This is a genomic window from Microbacterium sp. T2.11-28, from assembly GCF_950097975.1.
Lineage (GTDB): Bacteria > Actinomycetota > Actinomycetes > Actinomycetales > Microbacteriaceae > Microbacterium.
In genome coordinates this window covers 967,991-985,717 of sequence record NZ_CATNHF010000001.1, presented here as the reverse complement: position 1 = coordinate 985,717, position 17,727 = coordinate 967,991, and the positions used below count along the sequence as shown (strand labels likewise).

Sequence of the window (17,727 nt, the reverse complement as noted above, 5' to 3'; positions counted from 1 at the left end):
CTCAACGTCGCCGGGGACGACGTTCTTCCCGCGGCAGGGCGCCGGGATGCGCGCCCGGCACGATGTCCCCGGTACGCCGTAGTCTGTTCTGGTGACCACCGCCCTGTATCGCCGTTACCGGCCCGAGTCCTTCGGCGAGATGATCGGGCAGTCGCAGGTCACCGAGCCCCTCATGACGGCCCTGCGCGGCGATCGGGTGGGGCATGCCTATCTGTTCTCGGGCCCGCGCGGCTGCGGCAAGACGACGTCGGCGCGCATCCTCGCCCGGTGTCTGAACTGCGCGGCGGGACCCACCGACACCCCGTGCGGCACGTGCGACAGCTGCGTCGAGCTCAGCCGCGGCGGCGGCGGGTCGCTCGACGTCGTCGAGATCGATGCGGCCTCGCACAACGGCGTCGACGACGCGCGCGACCTGCGCGAGCGCGCCGTGTTCGCCCCGGCGCGCGATCGCTTCAAGATCTTCATCCTCGATGAGGCCCACATGGTCACCGCGCAGGGCTTCAACGCGCTCCTCAAGCTCGTCGAGGAGCCGCCCGAGCACGTGAAGTTCATCTTCGCCACCACCGAGCCCGAGAAGGTCATCGGCACGATCCGCTCGCGCACGCACCACTACCCCTTCCGTCTCGTCGCGCCCGCGGCCATGCTCGAGTACGTCGAGCAGCTCTGCACCGCCGAGAACGTCTCGGTCGAGCCGGGCGTGCTCCCGCTCGTCGTCCGTGCCGGCGGAGGCTCGCCGCGCGACACGCTGTCGCTGCTCGACCAGCTCATCGCCGGTTCCGACGACGGCGTCGTCGGCTACGAGCGTGCGGTGGCGCTGCTCGGCTACACGCACGCCGAGCTGCTCGACGAGGTCGTCGAGGCGTTCGCCCGGCACGACGCCGGCGCCGCCTTCGCCGCCGTGGACCGTGTCGTGCAGACGGGCCAGGATCCGCGCCGCTTCGTCGACGATCTCCTCGAGCGGCTGCGCGACCTGATCATCGTGTCCGCCACCGGTGCGGGCGCCTCCGCGGTGCTGCGCGGCGTGCCGGCCGACGAGCTCGACCGCATGGGCGTGCAGGCGTCGGCCTTCGGCACCGACCGGCTCTCGCGGGTCGCCGACATCGTCGTGACGGCGCTCGACGACATGTCGGGTGCCACATCGCCGCGGCTCCAGCTCGAGCTCCTCGTGGCGCGCGTGCTCGCCAGCGGAGCGCCGGCGCCGCTGGTCGCGGCCGTTCCTGCCACCGCTCCCGCCGCACCCGCTCCCGCCGCCGCTCCTGCTGCGGCGGAGCCTCCGGCCGCGCCGTCGCCGACTCCGGCGGCTCAGGCTCCCGCACCCGCTCCCGTCGCGGTCGCTCCTGCCGCCGCACCCGCTCCCGCCGCCGAAGCGCCGGCCCCGCCGGTGCCCTCCGGTCCGCTGACCCTCGACGACGTCACCGGGGCTTGGGAACGCATCCTCGCGGCCCTCGAGCCGGTCAGCCGCTCCTCGTGGATGCTCGCCTCGGCCGCGCGTCCGGTCGCGTTCGTCGACGACGTCCTCACGCTGGCCTTCCCGAGCGCATCCGACGTCGCGTCGTTCAAGAAGCTGGCCGCCGGCAAGGGCCCCAGCGAAGACCTCCGCGGCGCGATCATCCAGATCCTCGGCGTCCGGGTGAAGTACGTCGCCCGTCACGAGCCGGCCGCCCCGGCAGCCGCCGGCGGCGGCGCGTCGTCCGGTGATGCAGATGCGGAGGGTGCGTCAGCGTCTCCCTCCTCCCGCGTGCCTCCGGCTCCCTCCGCGCGTCAGGACCCTCCCGCTCCCTCGGCCGGATCGGCACCGCGTTCCGGCGGCTCACCGGCCCCCGCTCCGTCCCGCGCGTCCGCCGCGCCGGCGCCCGTCACCGAGTGGGCCGTGGCGCCGATCCCCGGTGGTGAGGCGTCCAGCGCCCCGCTCGCCGTCGACGACGAGCCCGAAGAGGCGGCGTCGGCGCCGGTGCGCACGCTCACCCTCACCCACGCCGGAGACGTCCTCGCCGATGCCGACGCGCCCATGACGGCCGAAGAGGAGGAGGAGCTTCCGCCGCCCGTGGCCGCGGACGCGCCGATCCCGCCCCGCGCCCCCGTCGCCGTGGACCGCCCGGCGCCGGCGCGAGCACCCCGGCCGAACGGCATCGAGCGGGTGGGCGAGGCGGTGGTCCGCCAGATGCTCGGCGCCACCTTCGTCCGTGAAGAGCCCTACACACCGCCCACGAGGTTCAGCTGACCATGTACGACGGCATCGTCCAGGACCTCATCGACGAGTTCGGCCGCCTTCCCGGCATCGGCCCGAAGTCGGCGCAGCGCATCGCATTCCACATCCTCCAGACGCCCACGTTCGACGTGTCGCGCCTGTCGCAGCTCCTGGGCGAGCTGCGCGAGCGGGTGCGGTTCTGTGAGATCTGCGGCAACGTGTCCGAGCAGGAGCGCTGCGGCATCTGCCGCGACCCGCGTCGCGACCCCACGCTCATCTGCGTCGTCGAGGACGCGAAGGATGTCTCGGCCATCGAGCGCACGCGGGAGTTCCGCGGGCTCTACCACGTGCTCGGCGGCGCCATCAGCCCGATCGCCGGCATCGGCCCGGACGATCTGCGGATCACCCAGCTCATGCAGCGCCTCGCCGACGGCACGGTGCAGGAGGTGATCCTCGCCACCAATCCCAACCTCGAGGGCGAGGCGACGTCGACCTACCTCAGCCGCCTGCTGCACACGCTCGAGATCTGGGTCACGCGGCTGGCCTCCGGGCTCCCCGTCGGCGGCGATCTCGAGTACGCCGACGAGGTCACCCTCGGGCGCGCCTTCGAGGGTCGTCGCAGCGTCTGATGGGCGGCCCGTCCGTCTCGACGCGCGGCTGGCTCCTCTACGGGGCGATGGCCGTGCTGTGGGGCATCCCGTACCTGTTCATCAAGGAGGCGGTCGACTCCTTCTCGCCCGCCGCGATCGTCGCCGGACGCACGCTCCTCGGCGCCGCGATCCTCCTTCCCCTGGCCCTTCACCGCGGCGCGCTGCGCCCCGCCCTGCGCGTCTGGCCGTGGGTGCTCGCGTTCGGCGCGATCGAGATGGCGGGACCGTTCCTGCTGCTCGGGCACGCCGAACAGACCCTGCCGTCGGGACTCACCGGGCTGCTGGTGGCGACCGTGCCGCTGTTCGCCGCGCTCATCTCGCTCCTGCGCGGCGATCGCGGCGTGCTGTCCCCGGCGCGGACGGTCGGGCTCGGCATGGGGTTCGCCGGCGTCGCCGTGATCGTCCTGGGTCCCGGACTGGCGGTGGCCGATGCCGACGCGGCTCTGCTCGCGGTCGGACAGGTGCTGCTGGTGGCCCTGCTCTACGCCATCGCCCCGTTCCTCATCGCGACCAAGCTCCGCGACGTGCCCTCGCTCGGGACCATCACGCTCTCGCTCCTGTTCATCGGCCTCGCCTATCTGCCCTTCGGGCTGCTCACCCAGCACGAGGTGCCGACCGTCCGCTCCACCGTGGCGCTCGTCGCGCTCGGCATCCTGTGCACCGCGGTCGCCTTCCTCGGGTTCTTCGCGCTCATCCGCGAGGTGGGCCCGGTGCGCGCACCGCTGTTCACCTACGTGAACCCGGTCGTCGCCGTGCTGCTGGGCGTGTTCGTGCTCGGCGAGGCGCTGTCGCCGGGCCTGCTCGTCGGCTTCCCGCTGGTGATCCTCGGCTGCTGGCTCGCCGCGACCGGCGGGCGGCTGCGTCGTCGCCCCGCGCCTGCGACCGACCTTCCGATCGCCTGACCGGCGCGACCTAGTCGACGGGGGCGAAGTCGTCGGGGTCGTTGCGCACGGCCACCGCGAGGGCGGCTTCGATGTCGTCGTCGTCGAGGGTGTACGTGGCGTCGATGCGCTCCGCGGCATCCGCGACGTCGTCATCGTCGTCGCCGCGCACGACCAGGTCGCGCTGCTCGAGCACCGCGTTGTCGATCGCGGCGGCCGCGTCCTCGAGTCCGAGGAACCGGTACGCCTCGACGACGGCGTCGCTCGGGTAGACGTCGTCGTACGCGTGGAGCTCGACGGCGTTGAGGAGCCCGCCGTTGGTCACGAGCCCATGGAAGGTCAGCACGGTGAGCAGGGCGACATCGCCGGGTCGGCTCGCCTCGGCCGGCGAGGCGAGGTCGAGGGCGCGGTTCCAGATGGCTTCGACGTGAGCGCTCATGGGTCCACGGTACGCGCTCGCGGACCTGCGTCACATGGCTCGAGCGGCATCCGCGCGTCTCTAAGATGAGAGGTCGGGGCCGGTAGCGGCCCGCCGGCCCGGGTGGCCGGCCTTCTCCCGGGAGTGTTGTGCAGTGGCGCTGATCGTCCAGAAGTACGGCGGGTCGTCGGTCGCCGACGCCGAGAGCATCAAGCGCGTCGCGAAGCGGATCGTCGACGCGCGTCGCGCCGGACACGACGTCGTGGTCGCCGTCAGTGCGATGGGCGACACGACCGACGAGCTCCTCGACCTCGCCCACGCGGTCGCCCCGATCCCGGCGCCGCGCGAGCTCGACATGCTGCTGTCGTCGGGGGAGCGGATCTCCATGGCGCTGCTGGCGATGGCCATCCACTCCATGGGCTTCGAGGCGCGCTCGCTCACCGGCAGCCAGGCCGGGATGATCACCACCGCCCACCACGGTGCGGCGCGCATCGTGGACGTCACGCCCGTCCGCGTGCGCGAAGCGCTCGACGAGGGCGCCATCGTGATCGTCGCCGGATTCCAGGGCTTCAACCGTGACACCCGTGACATCACCACGCTCGGCCGCGGCGGGTCCGACACCACGGCGGTCGCCCTGGCGGCCGCGCTCGGCGCCGACGTGTGCGAGATCTACAGCGACGTCGACGGCATCTTCACCGCCGACCCGCGCGTGGTCCCCAACGCCCGCAAGCTCAGCACCGTCGGCGCCGAGGAGATGCTCGAGCTCGCCGCCAACGGCGCCAAAGTCCTGTACATCCGTGCGGTGGAGTACGCTCGCCGCCACGGCGTCTTGATCCATGCCCGCTCGACGTTCAGCTCGGGGGTCGGCACGTTCGTGCTCGGACCCGGGATGACGGTTCCCGAGGGGGTCGAAGGAGGAGAAGTGGAAGAGCCGATCGTCGCCGGTGTCGCGACCGACCTCAGCCAGGCCAAGATCACCGTCATCGGCGTGCCCGACGTCCCCGGCAAGGCCGCGGAGATCTTCAAGATCGTGGCGCGCAGCGGAGCGAACGTCGACATGATCGTCCAGAACGTCTCCGCCGCCGCGACCGGCCGCACCGACATCTCGTTCACGCTGCCCAAGGCCGACGCTTCGGCGGCGCTGCGGGCGCTGGCCGCCGAGCAGCAGCAGGTCGGGTTCGAGAGCCTCGTGCACGACGACCAGATCGGCAAGCTGTCGGTCGTCGGGGCGGGCATGCGCGCGCACTCGGGCGTCTCTGCGACGCTGTTCGAGGCGCTGTCGACGGCGGGCGTCAACATCGAGATGATCTCGACCTCGGAGATCCGCATCTCGGTCGTCGTCCGCGGCGATGAGCTGGCCGACGCGGCGCGCGTGGTGCACACCGCCTACGGCCTCGACGGCGACACCGAGGCTGTCGTCTACGCCGGCTCCGGCCGCTGACGACCGCCCCGGCCGTCGCGCGCCGTCTCGTCGGTCGTTGAGCGAGCGCAGCGAGTCGAAACGTCGTCCCCGTTTCGTCTCGTCGCTGTGCTCCTCGCTCAACGACCGGTGGCGCGCCCGTCTCCTCGGTCGTTGAGCGAGCGCAGCGAGTCGAAACGTCGTTCCCGTTTCGTCTCGTCGCTGTGCTCCTCGCTCAACGACCGGTGGCGCGCCCGTCTCGCCGCACCGCCTCAGCCGCGGTCGGCGAGCCAGTCGGCGAAGGTCGGACCGAGGCGCAGCGCGTCGGGGCCGGGGAGCGCGAGCCCGGCGCGCATGCCGCGCATCTGCGCTCCCGGCAGGCTCACGGCGATGACGGGCCCGCGCCGCCCCTGATGGCGCACCCACGCGCGGATCATGTCGGCCAGGTCCTCCTCGCGGGGGCCCGCGATGTCGGTCGCCCGACCCGCCGCGGGCGCCTCGACCAGCCCCGCGAGGTGGGCGGCCACCTCGGCCGCCGCGATCGGCTGGGTGCGGGCGTGCGGAGCCAGCTGGATCGGCCCGAGTCTCGCCTGCCCGGACACCTGGCCCGCGAACTCGTGGAACTGCGTCGCCCGCACGATCGTCGACGGCACGGGGCTCTGCGTCCAGACCGCCTCCTGCGCGACCTTGCCCGCGTAGTAGCCGTGCGGATTCCGGTCGATCCCCACGATGGACAGGAGCACGGCGTGCCCGACGCCGGCGCGTGCGGCCCCGGCGAGCAGCGTCTCGGAGGCCGTGCGGAAGAACGCCCTCGACTCCTCGGCGCTCATGGTGCCGATGCTCGACGCGTCGATCACGGCGTCCGCGCCCGCCAACGCCGCGTCGAGCCCCTGCCCGGTGCCGAGGTCGACGCCCGTCGACCGGGCCATCACGACGGCCTCGTGTCCGCGGGCCCGCACGGCGGCGACGATCTCGCGTCCGACGGTTCCGGTTCCTCCTGCGACGGCGATCCTCATGGGGTGTCCTCTCTCTGATCGGTCGCTTCATCGACGACGCAGCAGGCCAGAATGTGAGGTGGACCCGGCCGCCCCGGCGGGTCCGGGGAGGTGGGCGTGGAGAGCACCCTGCTGGCCGAGCGGCCGAGACTCGTGGCCGCGGCGCTGCGCATGCTCGGCACGAGGGCGGATGCCGAGGACGCCGTACAGGAGGCGTACACGCGGTGGCTGCGCCTCGACGACGCGGAGCGCGACGCCATCCGCTCGCCCGGTGCATGGCTGATGCGCGTGACGGGACGGATCTGCCTCGACATGCTCGGCTCGGCGCGCGCGCGCCGCGAGCGGTACGTGGGCGAGTGGCTGCCGGAGCCGGTGCCCGCGTACGCGTCGCCCGCGGACGATCCGTCCGAGGCGGTCGAGCGCGCCGACAGCGTCTCGACGGCGCTGCTGCTCGTGCTCGAGACCCTCACGCCCGCCGAGCGGGTGGCCTTCGTGCTCCACGACGTCTTCGCCCTGTCGTTCGCCGAGATCGCCGAGGTCGTGGGCCGCACGCCGGCCGCCTGCCGCCAGCTCGCGACGTCCGCCCGCCGCCATGTGGGGCAGCGCCGTGGTGCCGGTGTTCCGCCCGAGCGTCACTCGGCACTCGTGGCGGCCTTCGCCGAGGCGGCGGGCTCCGGCTCGCTCGAGGCGCTCGTGGGCATCCTCGACCCCGATGTGGTGCTGCGCTCCGACGGCGGCGGGATCGTGTCGGCGGCCCGGCGACCGGTGCGCGGCGCGGACGACGTGGCCCGGTTCCTGCTGGGCCTTGCCCGCAAGCTCCCGGCGGCCACGTACGAGCACGTCGTCCACGGCGACGGGGACGGCCTCCTCATCCGGCTCGACGGCGAGGTGTCGGCGGTCGTCTCGTTCGCCACGGACGGCGACCGCGTCACGGACATCTGGATGATGCGCAATCCCGAGAAGCTGGGCAGCTGGCGCTGATCGCGCGCGGGCGTCCGGCCCGTCGGGCGGCCGGTAGAATCGGCGACACGCCCGCTCGGGCACCTCACCCGCATCGCCGTACTCGTCGCAAGGATCCACCATGACCCGCATCTCCGAATCCGGACTCTCCGTCGCCGTCGTCGGCGCCACCGGCCAGGTCGGGACGGTCATGCGCGAGATCCTCGCCGAGCGCTCGTTCCCGATCCGCGAGCTGCGGCTGTTCGCGACGGCCCGCAGCGCCGGGACGGCGGTGGAGTTCGGCGGCGAGACGATCGTCGTCGAGGACGTCGCGACCGCCGATCCGTCCGGGATCGACATCGCGCTCTTCAGCGCCGGCGCCACCGGCTCGCGCGCGCACGCGCCGCGGTTCGCGGAGGCCGGCGCCGTCGTCATCGACAACTCCAGCGCCTGGCGGATGGACCCCGACGTGCCGCTCGTGGTCAGCGAGGTCAACCCGCACGCGATCGAGGATCTGCCCAAGGGCATCATCGCCAACCCGAACTGCACCACCATGGCCGCGATGCCGGTGCTGGCGCCGCTCCACCGCGAAGCCGGACTCGAGCGTCTCGTCGTGAGCACCTACCAGGCGGTGTCGGGCTCCGGCCTCGCGGGTGCGCAGGAGCTTCTCGGGCAGGTCGAGGGCGTCCTGGCCCAGGGCCGCACGCTCGACCTCGTCCACGACGGCGGTGCGGTGGACTTCCCCCAGCCGGAAAAGTACGTGGCGCCGATCGCGTTCGATGTGATCCCGCTGGCCGGCAACCTGGTCGACGACGGTCTGAACGAGACCGACGAGGAGAAGAAGCTCCGCAACGAGAGCCGCAAGATCCTCGAGCTGCCGGGCCTCCGCGTCGCCGGCACCTGTGTGCGCGTCCCGGTCTTCACGGGTCACTCGCTCTCGATCCACGCCGAGTTCGCCCACGACATCACGCCCGACCGCGCACGGGAGATCCTGGCGTCGGCTCCCGGAGTCGCACTCGAGGAGGTGCCGACCCCGCTCCAGGCCGCCGGCAACGACCCGAGCTACGTCGGCCGCATCCGCGAAGACCAGTCGGCGCCCGACGGCAAGGGCCTCGTGCTGTTCGTCAGCAACGACAACCTGCGCAAGGGAGCGGCGCTGAACGCCGTGCAGATCGCCGAGCTCGTCGCGGCGCGCCTGACCGCCGCCGTCTGAGACCGCGTCGCCTCGCCGCGGACGGCGGTTGCCGTGGGCGAAAGAACGCCGCTCCTTTCCGGATGCCGTGGCGGCCCGCCGTCGGGGCCGGGGAAAACCGGGCCTAGACTGGGACATCGTGAGTGAACCAGTCGATGTCGTCCTGATCGGCGGTGGCATCATGAGCGCCACCCTCGGAACCCTGCTGAAGCAGCTGCAGCCGGAGTGGAAGATCGTCGTCTGCGAACGGCTGTCGGAGGTCGCTCAGGAGTCGTCCAACGCCTGGAACAACGCGGGCACCGGCCACGCCGCCCTGTGCGAGCTGAACTACATGCCCGAGGGCCCCGACGGCTCGGTCGACCCGGCCAAGGCGGTCGCGATCAACGAGCAGTTCCAGCAGAGCCGTCAGCTGTGGACCTCGCTCATCGAGCGGGGCGTGCTGGATGAGCCGTCGACGTTCATCAACGCCACCCCGCACATGACCTTCGTGCGCGGCGAGAAGGACGTCGCGTACCTGAAGAAGCGCTACGAGGCGCTGCGGACCCAGCCGCTGTTCGCGGGGATCGAGTACTCCGAGGATTCGCGCGTCATCAACCAGTGGGCACCGCTGCTCATGCAGAAGCGACGCAAGGGCGAGCCCTTCGCCGCGACCCGGGTGCCCGCCGGCACCGACGTGGACTTCGGCGCCCTCACCCGGCAGCTGTTCGCCCACCTCGAGGAGCAGGGCGTCGAGGTGGTCACCAACCGCGAGGTCCGCAACCTCAGCCGCCAGAAGGACGGCACCTGGAAGGTGTCGTACCGGAACTCCCTCGGCAAGACGCCCGGCAGCCTCAACGCCCGATTCGTTTTCGTGGGCGCGGGAGGGTGGGCGATCAAGCTCCTGCAGCGCTCGGGCATCCCCGAGATCAAGGGCTACGGCGTCTTCCCCATCGGCGGCCAGTGGCTGAAGACCAGCAACCCGGCCATCGTCGCCCAGCACAAGGCGAAGGTGTACTCCCAGGCCTCCGTCGGGGCGCCGCCCATGTCGGTGCCGCACCTGGACACCCGGGTGGTCGACGGCGAGGCGTCGCTTCTGTTCGGCCCGTTCGCGACGTTCAGCCCGAAGTTCCTGAAGAACGGCCGCATCACCGACATCGTCGCGCAGGTGCGTCCGGGGAACCTGTGGCCGATGATCAAGGTCGCCATCGACAACCCCGGCCTCATCGGCTACCTGGTGAGCGAGCTGCTGAAGAACCACAAGAAGAAGGTGGACTCGCTGCGGACGTTCATGCCCACGGCGAAGGACGAGGACTGGGAGCTCCTGCAGGCCGGCCAGCGTGCGCAGGTCATGAAGAAGGATCCCGAGAAGGGCGGCGTGCTGCAGTTCGGCACGGAGGTCGTCAGCTCCGCCGACGGCTCCATCGCCGGCCTGCTCGGTGCCTCGCCGGGTGCCTCGACCGCCGCGTCCATCATGCTCGGGCTCCTGAGGACCTGCTTCCCCGACCGGATGCCCGGGTGGGAGCCCGCGCTGCGCGAACTCATCCCGAGCTACGGCGCCACCCTGAACACGCGGCCCGAGGTGGCGGAGGAGTCCCTGCGCACCACCGCCGCGGCACTGAAGATCAACCCCTGATCAGTGGCGAAGCTCTACTTCCGCTACGGCGCGATGAACTCCGGGAAGTCCACCGCGCTGCTGCAGGCAGCCTTCAACTACGAGGAGCGCGGTCAGCACGTGCTGCTGGCCAAGCCCGAGATCGACACCAAGGGCGCCGACCGCATCTCCAGTCGTCTGGGTGTGGAGCGGCTCGTGGACTTCCTCATCGCCCCGGGCGACGACCTGCGCTCGCTGTTCGCCGAACACCGTGAGCGCGTGCGTCGCGTGGCCGAGCAGGAGGCCCTGATCCCCGAGTCCAGCGCCACGGGAGCGCGGTACGACGTGGCGTGCCTCATGATCGACGAGGCGCAGTTCCTGACGGCGGCGCAGGTCGACGACCTCCTGCGGATCGTGGTCGAGGACCGCATCCCCGTGCTCGCCTACGGCATCCGCACGGACTTCCAGACCCGCGCCTTCCCGGGCTCCGCGCGCCTCATGGAGCTCGCGCACAGTCTGGAGGAGCTGAAGACCATCTGCCGCTGCGGACGGAAGGCGCTGTTCAACGCGCGGCTCGTGGGCGGGCGGTTCGTCTTCGACGGCGATCAGGTCGCGATCGACCAGCTGAGCGCCGACCGTGTCACGTACGAGTCGATGTGCGCCGAGTGCTACCTCCGCGAGTCCGGCGGGCGCCTCAGCTGACCCGGCGTCCCGCTCGCCCGTTGTCCGCTCGGTCTTGTAACGTTTCAGCGCAATCCTGGCGCGGCCAGACCACAGACGGTAGTGTGACCAGACCACGGAAGGGAACCATGAGCGACTCCACACCGGCACGCGCCTGGCGCGTCGTGCTCGAGAAGATCGAGTCCGACCTGCTCGAAGGCAGGCTCGGACCCGGCGACCGGCTCCAGCCCGAACGCGAGCTCGCCACGACGCTGGGCGTGGGACGGTCGAGCGTGCGGGAGGCGCTGCGCGTGCTCGAGGTGATGGGCCTCATCCGCACCGCCACCGGCTCGGGTCCCACCTCCGGCGCGATCGTGACGGCGACGCCCCACGGCGGCCTGGCGCAGTTCCTGCGCCTGCAGGTGGCGGCGCAGGGCTTCCCGATCCCCGACGTGTACGAGACGCGGCTCCTGCTCGAGGAGTGGGCGGTCGGGCACCTCGCCGCGCAGGCCGAGCCCGATCTCGGCCCGGCGCGGGCGACTCTCGAAGCGATGACGGCCGAGGGGCTCACCGCCGAGGAGTTCCTGGCGCTGGACACCCAGTTCCATCTGCGGCTCACCGACGCGGCGGGCAACATCGTGGTGGCCGCCACCATGGCGGGGCTGCGCACCACCATCGAGAGCTACATCCGGGCCGGGGCAGAGCGCATCCCCGACTGGCAGGGCACCGCCTCCCGTCTCCGGCACGAACACGCCGAGGTCGTCCACGCGATCGAGGCGGGCGACGCCGAGCGCGCCCGGGAGGTCCTGCGCGCCCACATCACGGGCTACTACGCCGACGCCGGCCTCCCGGCACCCGCGCACAGCCTCTGACCGGGCGCCGGAGCCCCGCGGGGCGACACGAGAGAGACGAGACACCACCATGGTCCAGCGGCAGCTGCCCAAGATCTCCGAGCTCCTGGAGCTCATGCAGTTCAAGAAGCCCGAGCTCGACGGCACGAAGCGGCGCCTGGACGCGGCGCTGACGATCGCCGACCTGCGCGCGATCGCGAAGCGGCGCACGCCCAAGGCGGCGTTCGACTACACCGACGGCGCCGCGGAGGGCGAGCTGTCCCTCGCCCGGGCACGGCAGGCGTTCGAGGACATCGAGTTCCACCCCGACATCCTGCGTCCCGCCGAGCACGTGGACACGTCGGTCGAGATCCTCGGCGGGCCCTCCGCGCTCCCGTTCGGCATCGCCCCCACGGGCTTCACCCGCCTCATGCAGACCGAAGGGGAGGTGGCCGGCGCATCCGCGGCTGCCGCAGCCGGCATCCCGTTCACGCTCTCCACGCTCGGCACCACCTCGATCGAGAACGTCCGGGCCGCCAACCCGCACGGACGCAACTGGTTCCAGCTCTACGTCATGCGGGAGCGCGAGCTCTCGTACGGGCTCGTGAAGCGCGCCGCGGACGCCGGGTTCGACACGCTCATGTTCACGGTCGACACGCCGATCGCCGGCGCCCGCCTGCGCGACAAGCGGAACGGCTTCTCCATCCCACCGCAGCTCACGGTCGGCACGATCGTCAACGCCATCCCGCGCCCGTGGTGGTGGATCGATTTCCTCACGACGCCCAAGCTCGAGTTCGCCTCGTTCACGACCACCGGCGGGACGGTGGGGGAGCTCCTCAACGCCGCGATGGACCCGACCATCAGCTACGACGATCTCGCGGTGATCCGCGAGATGTGGCCCGGCAGGATCGTCGTCAAGGGTGTGCAGAACGTGCCGGACTCGAAGCGGCTCGTGGACCTCGGCGTCGACGGCATCGTGCTGTCCAATCACGGCGGGCGCCAGCTCGACCGTGCGCCGATCCCCTTCCACCTGCTGCCGAAGGTCGTGCGCGAGGTCGGCAAGGACGCCACCGTCATGATCGACACGGGCATCATGAACGGTGCCGACATCGTGGCGTCGGTCGCCCTCGGCGCCAAGTTCACGCTCATCGGCCGCGCGTACCTCTACGGCCTGATGGCGGGCGGACGGCGCGGGGTCGACCGCACGATCGCGATCCTCCGCTCCGAGATCGAGCGCACGATGACCCTCCTGGGCGTCTCGTCGCTCGCGGAGCTGGAGCCTCGTCACGTCACGCAGCTGCAGCGTCTCACCCCCGTCCTGGCGCCCGCGCCGCGGCGGGCGCCGACGCGCGTGAAGGCCTAGCGCTGCGGGGGCGGAGGCTCAGCGCGACGGAAGCGTCGGGATGAGCGCCTCGAGGTAGTCGACCGTGTCCTCCCAGCCGGTCACCGCGTGGCAGGCGACGCCCATCGCGAGCACCGGGTAGTCGTTCCCGTGCTCGTCGAGGCGGTCCCCGACGAAGAGCATGTCGTCGAGGGGGATGCCGGTCTGCTCCGCGAGGCGCGTCATGCCGTAGGCCTTGTCGATGCCGCGGCGGGTGATGTCGACCGAGGTGGAGCCGCCCGAGCGGACCTCGAGGTCGGGGATGCGCGCGGCCACGGCGTCGCGGAGGGCGTTCTTCTTCGCCCCGGTCGGATCCCAGGCGGTCTTCGCGTCGACCGGTGCGGTCTGGCCGAGTGCCGAGAAGGTGATCTGCGAGCCGCGGTCCTCCAGGATGTCGCCCCAGGTCTCCGACTCCCAGACGCCCAGGCGGCGCGCCTCCTCTTCGACCGCGGCGAGGGCGCGCTGCTTCTCGTCGTCGGTGAGGGCGTGCGCGTAGACGGTGCGGACGCCGTCGGCCTCGAGGCGGTAGTACTGCGTTCCGCACGTGGGAAGCAGGTGGAACCGTCCCAGGACCTCGGCCTCGGTCGCCGGCAGCCGGTCGACGACCTGGGACTGGAACTGCAGCAGCTGTCCGCCGGAGATGATCGCGACCTCGACCCGCTCGGCGAGGGCGAGCAGCAGCTCGCCCATGCGCGGCGAGATGGCGCTCTTGGAGGGGGCGAGCGTGTCGTCGAGGTCGAAGGCGACGAGGCGGGGCGTGGTCATGGCGCGTACTCCGTATCGGCGGTTATGCGAAAGGCTCCGCCCGTGATCGAAATCAAAGGCGGAGCCTCGTGCAGTCGGGGTGACAGGATTTGAACCTGCGGCCTCGTCGTCCCGAACGACGCGCGCTACCAAGCTGCGCCACACCCCGTGGCAACCCTCCGAGTCTACCCCGTTCCGGCGCTCACACCGAATCGGGACGCGTGATGGGCAGCAGTCGCAGCACCGAGACCTCGGGGCGGCACCCGAAGCGCACCGGCGCGTAGATGGAGTGGCCGAGCCCGGCGCTGACGTTGAGGGGCACCGAGCGGCTCCCGTGATGCCAGGTGCTGAGGCCGCGCGCCTGGTCGAGGGGGATGTCGCAGTTGGCGACCAGGGCGTTCGGGGAGAACGGGACGCGGACCTGGCCGCCGTGGGTGTGCCCGGCGATCAGCATGTCGGCGCCGAGATCTGTGAAGCGGTCGAGCACGCGACGGTAGGGGGCGTGGGTGACGCCCAGGGTGAGCCCCGCCTCCCGGGGGACCTGCCACCAGCGCCCGCGGCGGACCCGCTGAAGGGCCCCGGCCGCGGCGTCGAGCTCGTCCCAGTCGCGGTGGGCGTCGTCCACGCCGAAGCCGTCGATCGTGAGGCCGCCGACGGTCAGCCGCGCGGCGGTGTTGTCCAGATCGGTCCAGCCGAGCTCATCGGCGAAGTAGGCGTCCATGGCGGGGGTGTCGAGCCGCTCGGCGCGACGCTTGTGGCCCGACGGACCGGAGAAGTAGTGGAGCGGGTTGCGCGCCGTCGGACCGACGACGTCGTTGGACCCGTGCACGAAGAATCCCGGGATCCCGCGCAGGGGCGCGAAGGCCGCGCGGATGCCGTCGAGCCCGTCGGCATGTCCGAGGTTGTCGCCGGTGTTCACGACGAGGTCGGGCTGCGTCTGCTCGGCGATCTCGGCGATCCAACGCTGTTTGCGGTGCTGCCACGGCGCCATATGGGCGTCGGAGAGGTGGAGGACGGTCAGTGGCGCGCTGCCGGGCGGGAGCACGGCGAGGTCGTGACGGCGGACCGTGAACAGGTACCGCTCGATCCCGATGCCCCAGATCGCCGAGCCGACGCCGACCGCCCCCATGACTCCGAGAGGAGCCATGAGGGCGGTGCGAAGCGGCGTGCGGGCGCTCAGTCGTCGTTCCCGTCGTTGCCGTTGCCGTTCCCGGGACCGCCGCAGTTGGCGGCCTGGTACTGGATCGTGATCTGCGTGTTGCGGCCGACCATCGTTCCGGCGGCCGGATCGGTGCCGGTGACGACGCCCTGCGGCGGGGCGCCCTCCTGCTGCGTGCACTCGCGGTCGATCCGGCCGAACCCGGCGGCCCGCAGCGCGTTCTCGGCGTCATCGGGCGTTCCGCCCACCGACGGGACGGCCACGCCCTCGCCGTTGCTGGGGGTGATCGTGACGCTGGTCCCCCCGGCCACGCGGCCGGCGCCCGGGCTCTGCTCGACGATCGTGCCTGCCTTCTCGGTCGCGTCGATGGCGTCCGCCACCGTCACCGAGAAGCCCGCGGACCGCAGGGTCGAGGTCGCCTCGTCGATGCTCATGCCGATGACGCTCGGGAGGGTGACGTACACCTGCTTGGTGAGCTCCTCGTCGGGGCTCGGGAAGTCGTCGCCGCCGTACTTGGCGTTGGCCGCGCGCTGCATCTCGGGCCAGATGCCGTTGCGGATGCGCGAGAGGCGGTAGCCCGACTCGTAGTAGTTGTCGAGTCGGGTGTTGACCCATTCGCCGTTCTTCTTCTTGGCGTTGGCGTTGCCGACCCAGACCACCGTGGTGACCTCGGTGCTCGATCCGTCCATCCAGGTGTGGAGGAACTGGTGGATACCGGTCTTGCCGAAGATGGGCGTGCCGTCGTAGGTGCGCGCGCCCGAGCCGGTGCCGTCGGCCTTCATGACGCCCTCGAGCGTGTAGGCGGCGGTGGAGGCGACGGCCTCGCTGAGGACGCGCTCGCACTTGGTGTCGGGGATCGCATGGTCGCTGCCGTCGGCGTTGAGCACGCGGTCGATCACCTTCGACTCGCAGAGGATGCCGTTCGACGCGATCGCGGCGTACGCCTGCGCCATGTCGATCGGCGCCACGTTGGCGTCTCCGAGGACGTTGTAGGGAACGTTGGCCGAGAGGCCGGAGCCTTCGGGCACCTCGTCGAGGGGAGTGCCGTCACCGCGCATGACGCCCATCTGCATGGCGACCTGGTTGGTGCTGCACACCGAGATCTTCTCCGCCATGGCCAGGAAGCCGGAGTTCAGCGAGTCCTTCGTGAACCGGTAGACGGAGCCCGTGTAGCCGGAGTTGTTCTCGAAGTTTCCGATGTGGTTGGTCTGACCCGAGTTGTCGGCGTACTGGTCGCGGGTCGCACCGTCGCAGGTGTTCACCTTCTTCAGGCCCGTGCGGCCATTGAGCATCTCGTTGACGGAATGCCCTTCCTGCAGCCAGTTGACGAGGCTGAAGACCTTGTAGGTCGATCCGGCCGAGTGGCCGCTGCCGCCGCCGTTCTGCTTGCGGACGTTGTAGTTGACCTGGGTGGTCGAGGGGTCGTCGGTCTTCGTGCTGTACGGACGGTTCTGCACCATCGACAGCACACGCCCGGTGCCCACCTCCACTTGCACGCCGGAGGCGCCGAGGTCCATGTAGTCCACGCTCGCCGGCACGATGTCGATCGCGTCGTTGGCGGCCTTCTGCAGGTCGTAGTCGAGCGTCGTGTAGACCTTCAGGCCACCGCGGCGCAGTGCGGCGGCGCGCTCCTCCTTCGACTCGCCGAAGGCGGGATCGGTGCGGATGATCGACACCACGTACTCGCAGAAGAACTGCGCGCCCTTGGCCTGGCTGCAGCCCTGCTTGCGCTGGCTGATCTTCGGCTCGATCGGCGAGGCCTTCGCCTCGTCGTACTCCGCCCGCGTGATCTTGCCGTCGGCGAGCATGCGGCCGAGCACGTAGTCGCGGCGCTTGAGGGTGTCGGCGTAGCCGTCGGCCTCGCCGTTGCGGGCGTTGCCGGCCTTGTCGGTCCAGGTGCCCTTGGGCTTGTCGATGCGGAAGGTGTTCGGCTCCTGCACCATGCCGGCGATCGTGGCCGCCTGAGCGATGGTGAGCTTGGCCGCGGTGGTGCTGAAGTAGTACTGCGCCGCAGCGCCGATGCCGTACACGGTCCCGCCGAAGGACGAGATGTTCAGGTAGCCGAGGAGGATGTCGTTCTTCTCGTACTCCTTCTCGAGCTGGATCGCGTAGCGCATCTCCTGGAGCTTGCGCTGGTAGCCCTCGGCGCCCTCGTTGACCGTGGTCTGGAGGAAGCAGGCCCGCACCTCCTCCTCGCTCGCGGCGTCGAACTCGCAGTTCTGCTGGAGGACGTTCTTCACGTACTGCTGCGTGATCGTCGAGCCGCCTCGCGTGCTGCTGCCCGAGGCGTTGCCCGCCAGGGCCTTCAGGGTGCCCATGAGGTCCACGCCGCCGTGCGTGTAGAAGTTCTTGTCCTCGCTGGAGAGGATCGCGTCGTACATCACCGGGTTGACCTGGTCGTACGTGACCGGGATGCGGTTCTGGTCGTAGAACTGCGCCATGAGCACGTTCTTGCCGTCGGCGTTCTTCTTGTAGATGCGCGTCGGCAGCATGAGCGACGCGGGCTCGAGATAGCTCGGCATCTTGTCGAACATGGTGATGGCGCTCGAGGCCGCATATCCGGACACGGCGATGGCGGGGGTCACGGTGGCGGTGATCAGCACGCCGGCCACGGTGCTCAGACCGATGAGGCCCAGAAGGCCGCCGAGCACGCCGGTGGCTGTCCGTTTCGATTGGGGCATAGGCTTGATCGTAAGGGAATTACCTGGGGGAACCCTCGGT

At 71.1% G+C, this 17,727-nt stretch carries 15 protein-coding genes and 1 tRNA gene; 10 read left to right on the top strand and 6 right to left on the bottom strand.

Annotated features, from left to right (window positions below):
• Positions 1–91 precede the first annotated feature (91 nt).
• The 3 genes from QQZ13_RS04840 to QQZ13_RS04830 are packed head-to-tail and all read left to right on the top strand — an operon-like array spanning position 92 to position 3,740.
• Complete coding sequence (locus QQZ13_RS04840) at positions 92–2,221, top strand: DNA polymerase III subunit gamma and tau (RefSeq protein ID WP_284527974.1); 2,130 nt, start codon at positions 92–94, stop codon at positions 2,219–2,221.
• Positions 2,222–2,223: 2 nt separating this feature from the next.
• Positions 2,224–2,817, top strand: coding sequence for a recombination mediator RecR (gene recR / locus QQZ13_RS04835; protein WP_284527973.1), 594 nt, complete (start codon positions 2,224–2,226; stop codon positions 2,815–2,817).
• A complete protein-coding gene (locus QQZ13_RS04830) occupies positions 2,817–3,740 on the top strand; it encodes a DMT family transporter (RefSeq protein WP_284527972.1) in 924 nt (307 codons plus the stop codon). Before recR ends, QQZ13_RS04830 begins: the two co-directional genes overlap by 1 nt.
• 10 nt (positions 3,741–3,750) lie before the next feature.
• Here the strand turns inward: QQZ13_RS04830 and QQZ13_RS04825 are convergent, their stop codons facing one another.
• Positions 3,751–4,158 (bottom strand): hypothetical protein, encoded by a 408-nt coding sequence (locus QQZ13_RS04825; RefSeq protein ID WP_284527971.1) that lies wholly within the window; start codon positions 4,156–4,158, stop codon positions 3,751–3,753.
• 133 nt (positions 4,159–4,291) lie between these two features.
• Between QQZ13_RS04825 and QQZ13_RS04820 the strand changes: the two genes are divergently transcribed.
• Positions 4,292–5,578 carry an aspartate kinase gene (locus QQZ13_RS04820; protein ID WP_284527970.1) on the top strand — a complete coding sequence of 429 codons (1,287 nt, stop codon included), beginning with the start codon at positions 4,292–4,294 and terminating at the stop codon, positions 5,576–5,578.
• A 230-nt stretch (positions 5,579–5,808) separates the two neighbouring features.
• Here the strand turns inward: QQZ13_RS04820 and QQZ13_RS04815 are convergent, their stop codons facing one another.
• A complete protein-coding gene (locus QQZ13_RS04815; RefSeq protein WP_284527969.1) occupies positions 5,809–6,552 on the bottom strand; it encodes an SDR family oxidoreductase in 744 nt (247 codons plus the stop codon).
• Positions 6,553–6,648: 96 nt separating this feature from the next.
• Here QQZ13_RS04815 and sigJ point away from each other — a divergent pair, with 96 nt between their 5' ends.
• From sigJ to QQZ13_RS04785, 6 genes are all read left to right on the top strand, one after another.
• Positions 6,649–7,512 carry an RNA polymerase sigma factor SigJ gene (sigJ, locus tag QQZ13_RS04810; RefSeq protein ID WP_284527968.1) on the top strand — a complete coding sequence of 288 codons (864 nt, stop codon included), beginning with the start codon at positions 6,649–6,651 and terminating at the stop codon, positions 7,510–7,512.
• Positions 7,513–7,612: 100 nt separating this feature from the next.
• Positions 7,613–8,683: an aspartate-semialdehyde dehydrogenase gene (locus QQZ13_RS04805; RefSeq protein ID WP_284527966.1), complete on the top strand. Its 1,071-nt coding sequence runs from the start codon at positions 7,613–7,615 to the stop codon at positions 8,681–8,683.
• A gap of 118 nt (positions 8,684–8,801) precedes the next feature.
• Entirely contained in the window at positions 8,802–10,274 is a 1,473-nt protein-coding gene (locus QQZ13_RS04800; RefSeq protein WP_284527965.1) for a malate:quinone oxidoreductase, read from the top strand.
• Positions 10,275–10,277: 3 nt separating this feature from the next.
• The gene (locus tag QQZ13_RS04795) at positions 10,278–10,934 is read left to right on the top strand and encodes a thymidine kinase (protein WP_284527964.1); all 657 of its coding nucleotides are present in this window, start codon (positions 10,278–10,280) and stop codon (positions 10,932–10,934) included.
• A 107-nt stretch (positions 10,935–11,041) separates the two neighbouring features.
• Positions 11,042–11,764, top strand: a complete 723-nt coding sequence (locus tag QQZ13_RS04790) for a FadR/GntR family transcriptional regulator (protein WP_284527963.1) — start codon at positions 11,042–11,044, stop codon at positions 11,762–11,764.
• 49 nt (positions 11,765–11,813) lie between these two features.
• The gene (locus tag QQZ13_RS04785) at positions 11,814–13,085 is read left to right on the top strand and encodes an alpha-hydroxy acid oxidase (protein WP_284527962.1); all 1,272 of its coding nucleotides are present in this window, start codon (positions 11,814–11,816) and stop codon (positions 13,083–13,085) included.
• Between the two features lie 18 nt (positions 13,086–13,103).
• Here QQZ13_RS04785 and QQZ13_RS04780 read toward each other — a convergent pair whose 3' ends face one another.
• The 4 genes from QQZ13_RS04780 to QQZ13_RS04765 form a co-directional block, all read right to left on the bottom strand.
• Positions 13,104–13,868 (bottom strand): HAD-IIB family hydrolase, encoded by a 765-nt coding sequence (locus QQZ13_RS04780; protein ID WP_284527961.1) that lies wholly within the window; start codon positions 13,866–13,868, stop codon positions 13,104–13,106.
• A 74-nt stretch (positions 13,869–13,942) separates the two neighbouring features.
• Positions 13,943–14,016: transfer RNA gene (locus QQZ13_RS04775), tRNA-Pro, on the bottom strand.
• Positions 14,017–14,049: 33 nt separating this feature from the next.
• Positions 14,050–14,994 carry a metallophosphoesterase gene (locus QQZ13_RS04770; protein ID WP_284527960.1) on the bottom strand — a complete coding sequence of 315 codons (945 nt, stop codon included), beginning with the start codon at positions 14,992–14,994 and terminating at the stop codon, positions 14,050–14,052.
• Between the two features lie 29 nt (positions 14,995–15,023).
• Positions 15,024–17,687, bottom strand: coding sequence for a transglycosylase domain-containing protein (locus tag QQZ13_RS04765; protein ID WP_284527959.1), 2,664 nt, complete (start codon positions 17,685–17,687; stop codon positions 15,024–15,026).
• Positions 17,688–17,727 lie beyond the last annotated feature (40 nt).

Bases quoted from the DNA above. Each gene is read 5' to 3' on its own strand.
- QQZ13_RS04830 (WP_284527972.1), top strand. From the start codon at position 2,817: ATGGGCGGCCCGTCCGTCTCGACGCGCGGCTGGCTCCTCTACGGGGCG.
- QQZ13_RS04825 (WP_284527971.1), bottom strand. From the start codon at position 4,158: ATGAGCGCTCACGTCGAAGCCATCTGGAACCGCGCCCTCGACCTCGCC.
- QQZ13_RS04790 (WP_284527963.1), top strand. From the start codon at position 11,042: ATGAGCGACTCCACACCGGCACGCGCCTGGCGCGTCGTGCTCGAGAAG.
- QQZ13_RS04765 (WP_284527959.1), bottom strand. From the start codon at position 17,687: ATGCCCCAATCGAAACGGACAGCCACCGGCGTGCTCGGCGGCCTTCTG.
- QQZ13_RS04785 (WP_284527962.1), top strand. From the start codon at position 11,814: ATGGTCCAGCGGCAGCTGCCCAAGATCTCCGAGCTCCTGGAGCTCATG.
- QQZ13_RS04805 (WP_284527966.1), top strand. From the start codon at position 7,613: ATGACCCGCATCTCCGAATCCGGACTCTCCGTCGCCGTCGTCGGCGCC.
- QQZ13_RS04815 (WP_284527969.1), bottom strand. From the start codon at position 6,552: ATGAGGATCGCCGTCGCAGGAGGAACCGGAACCGTCGGACGCGAGATC.
- QQZ13_RS04780 (WP_284527961.1), bottom strand. From the start codon at position 13,868: ATGACCACGCCCCGCCTCGTCGCCTTCGACCTCGACGACACGCTCGCC.
- recR (WP_284527973.1), top strand. From the start codon at position 2,224: ATGTACGACGGCATCGTCCAGGACCTCATCGACGAGTTCGGCCGCCTT.
- QQZ13_RS04770 (WP_284527960.1), bottom strand. From the start codon at position 14,994: ATGGCTCCTCTCGGAGTCATGGGGGCGGTCGGCGTCGGCTCGGCGATC.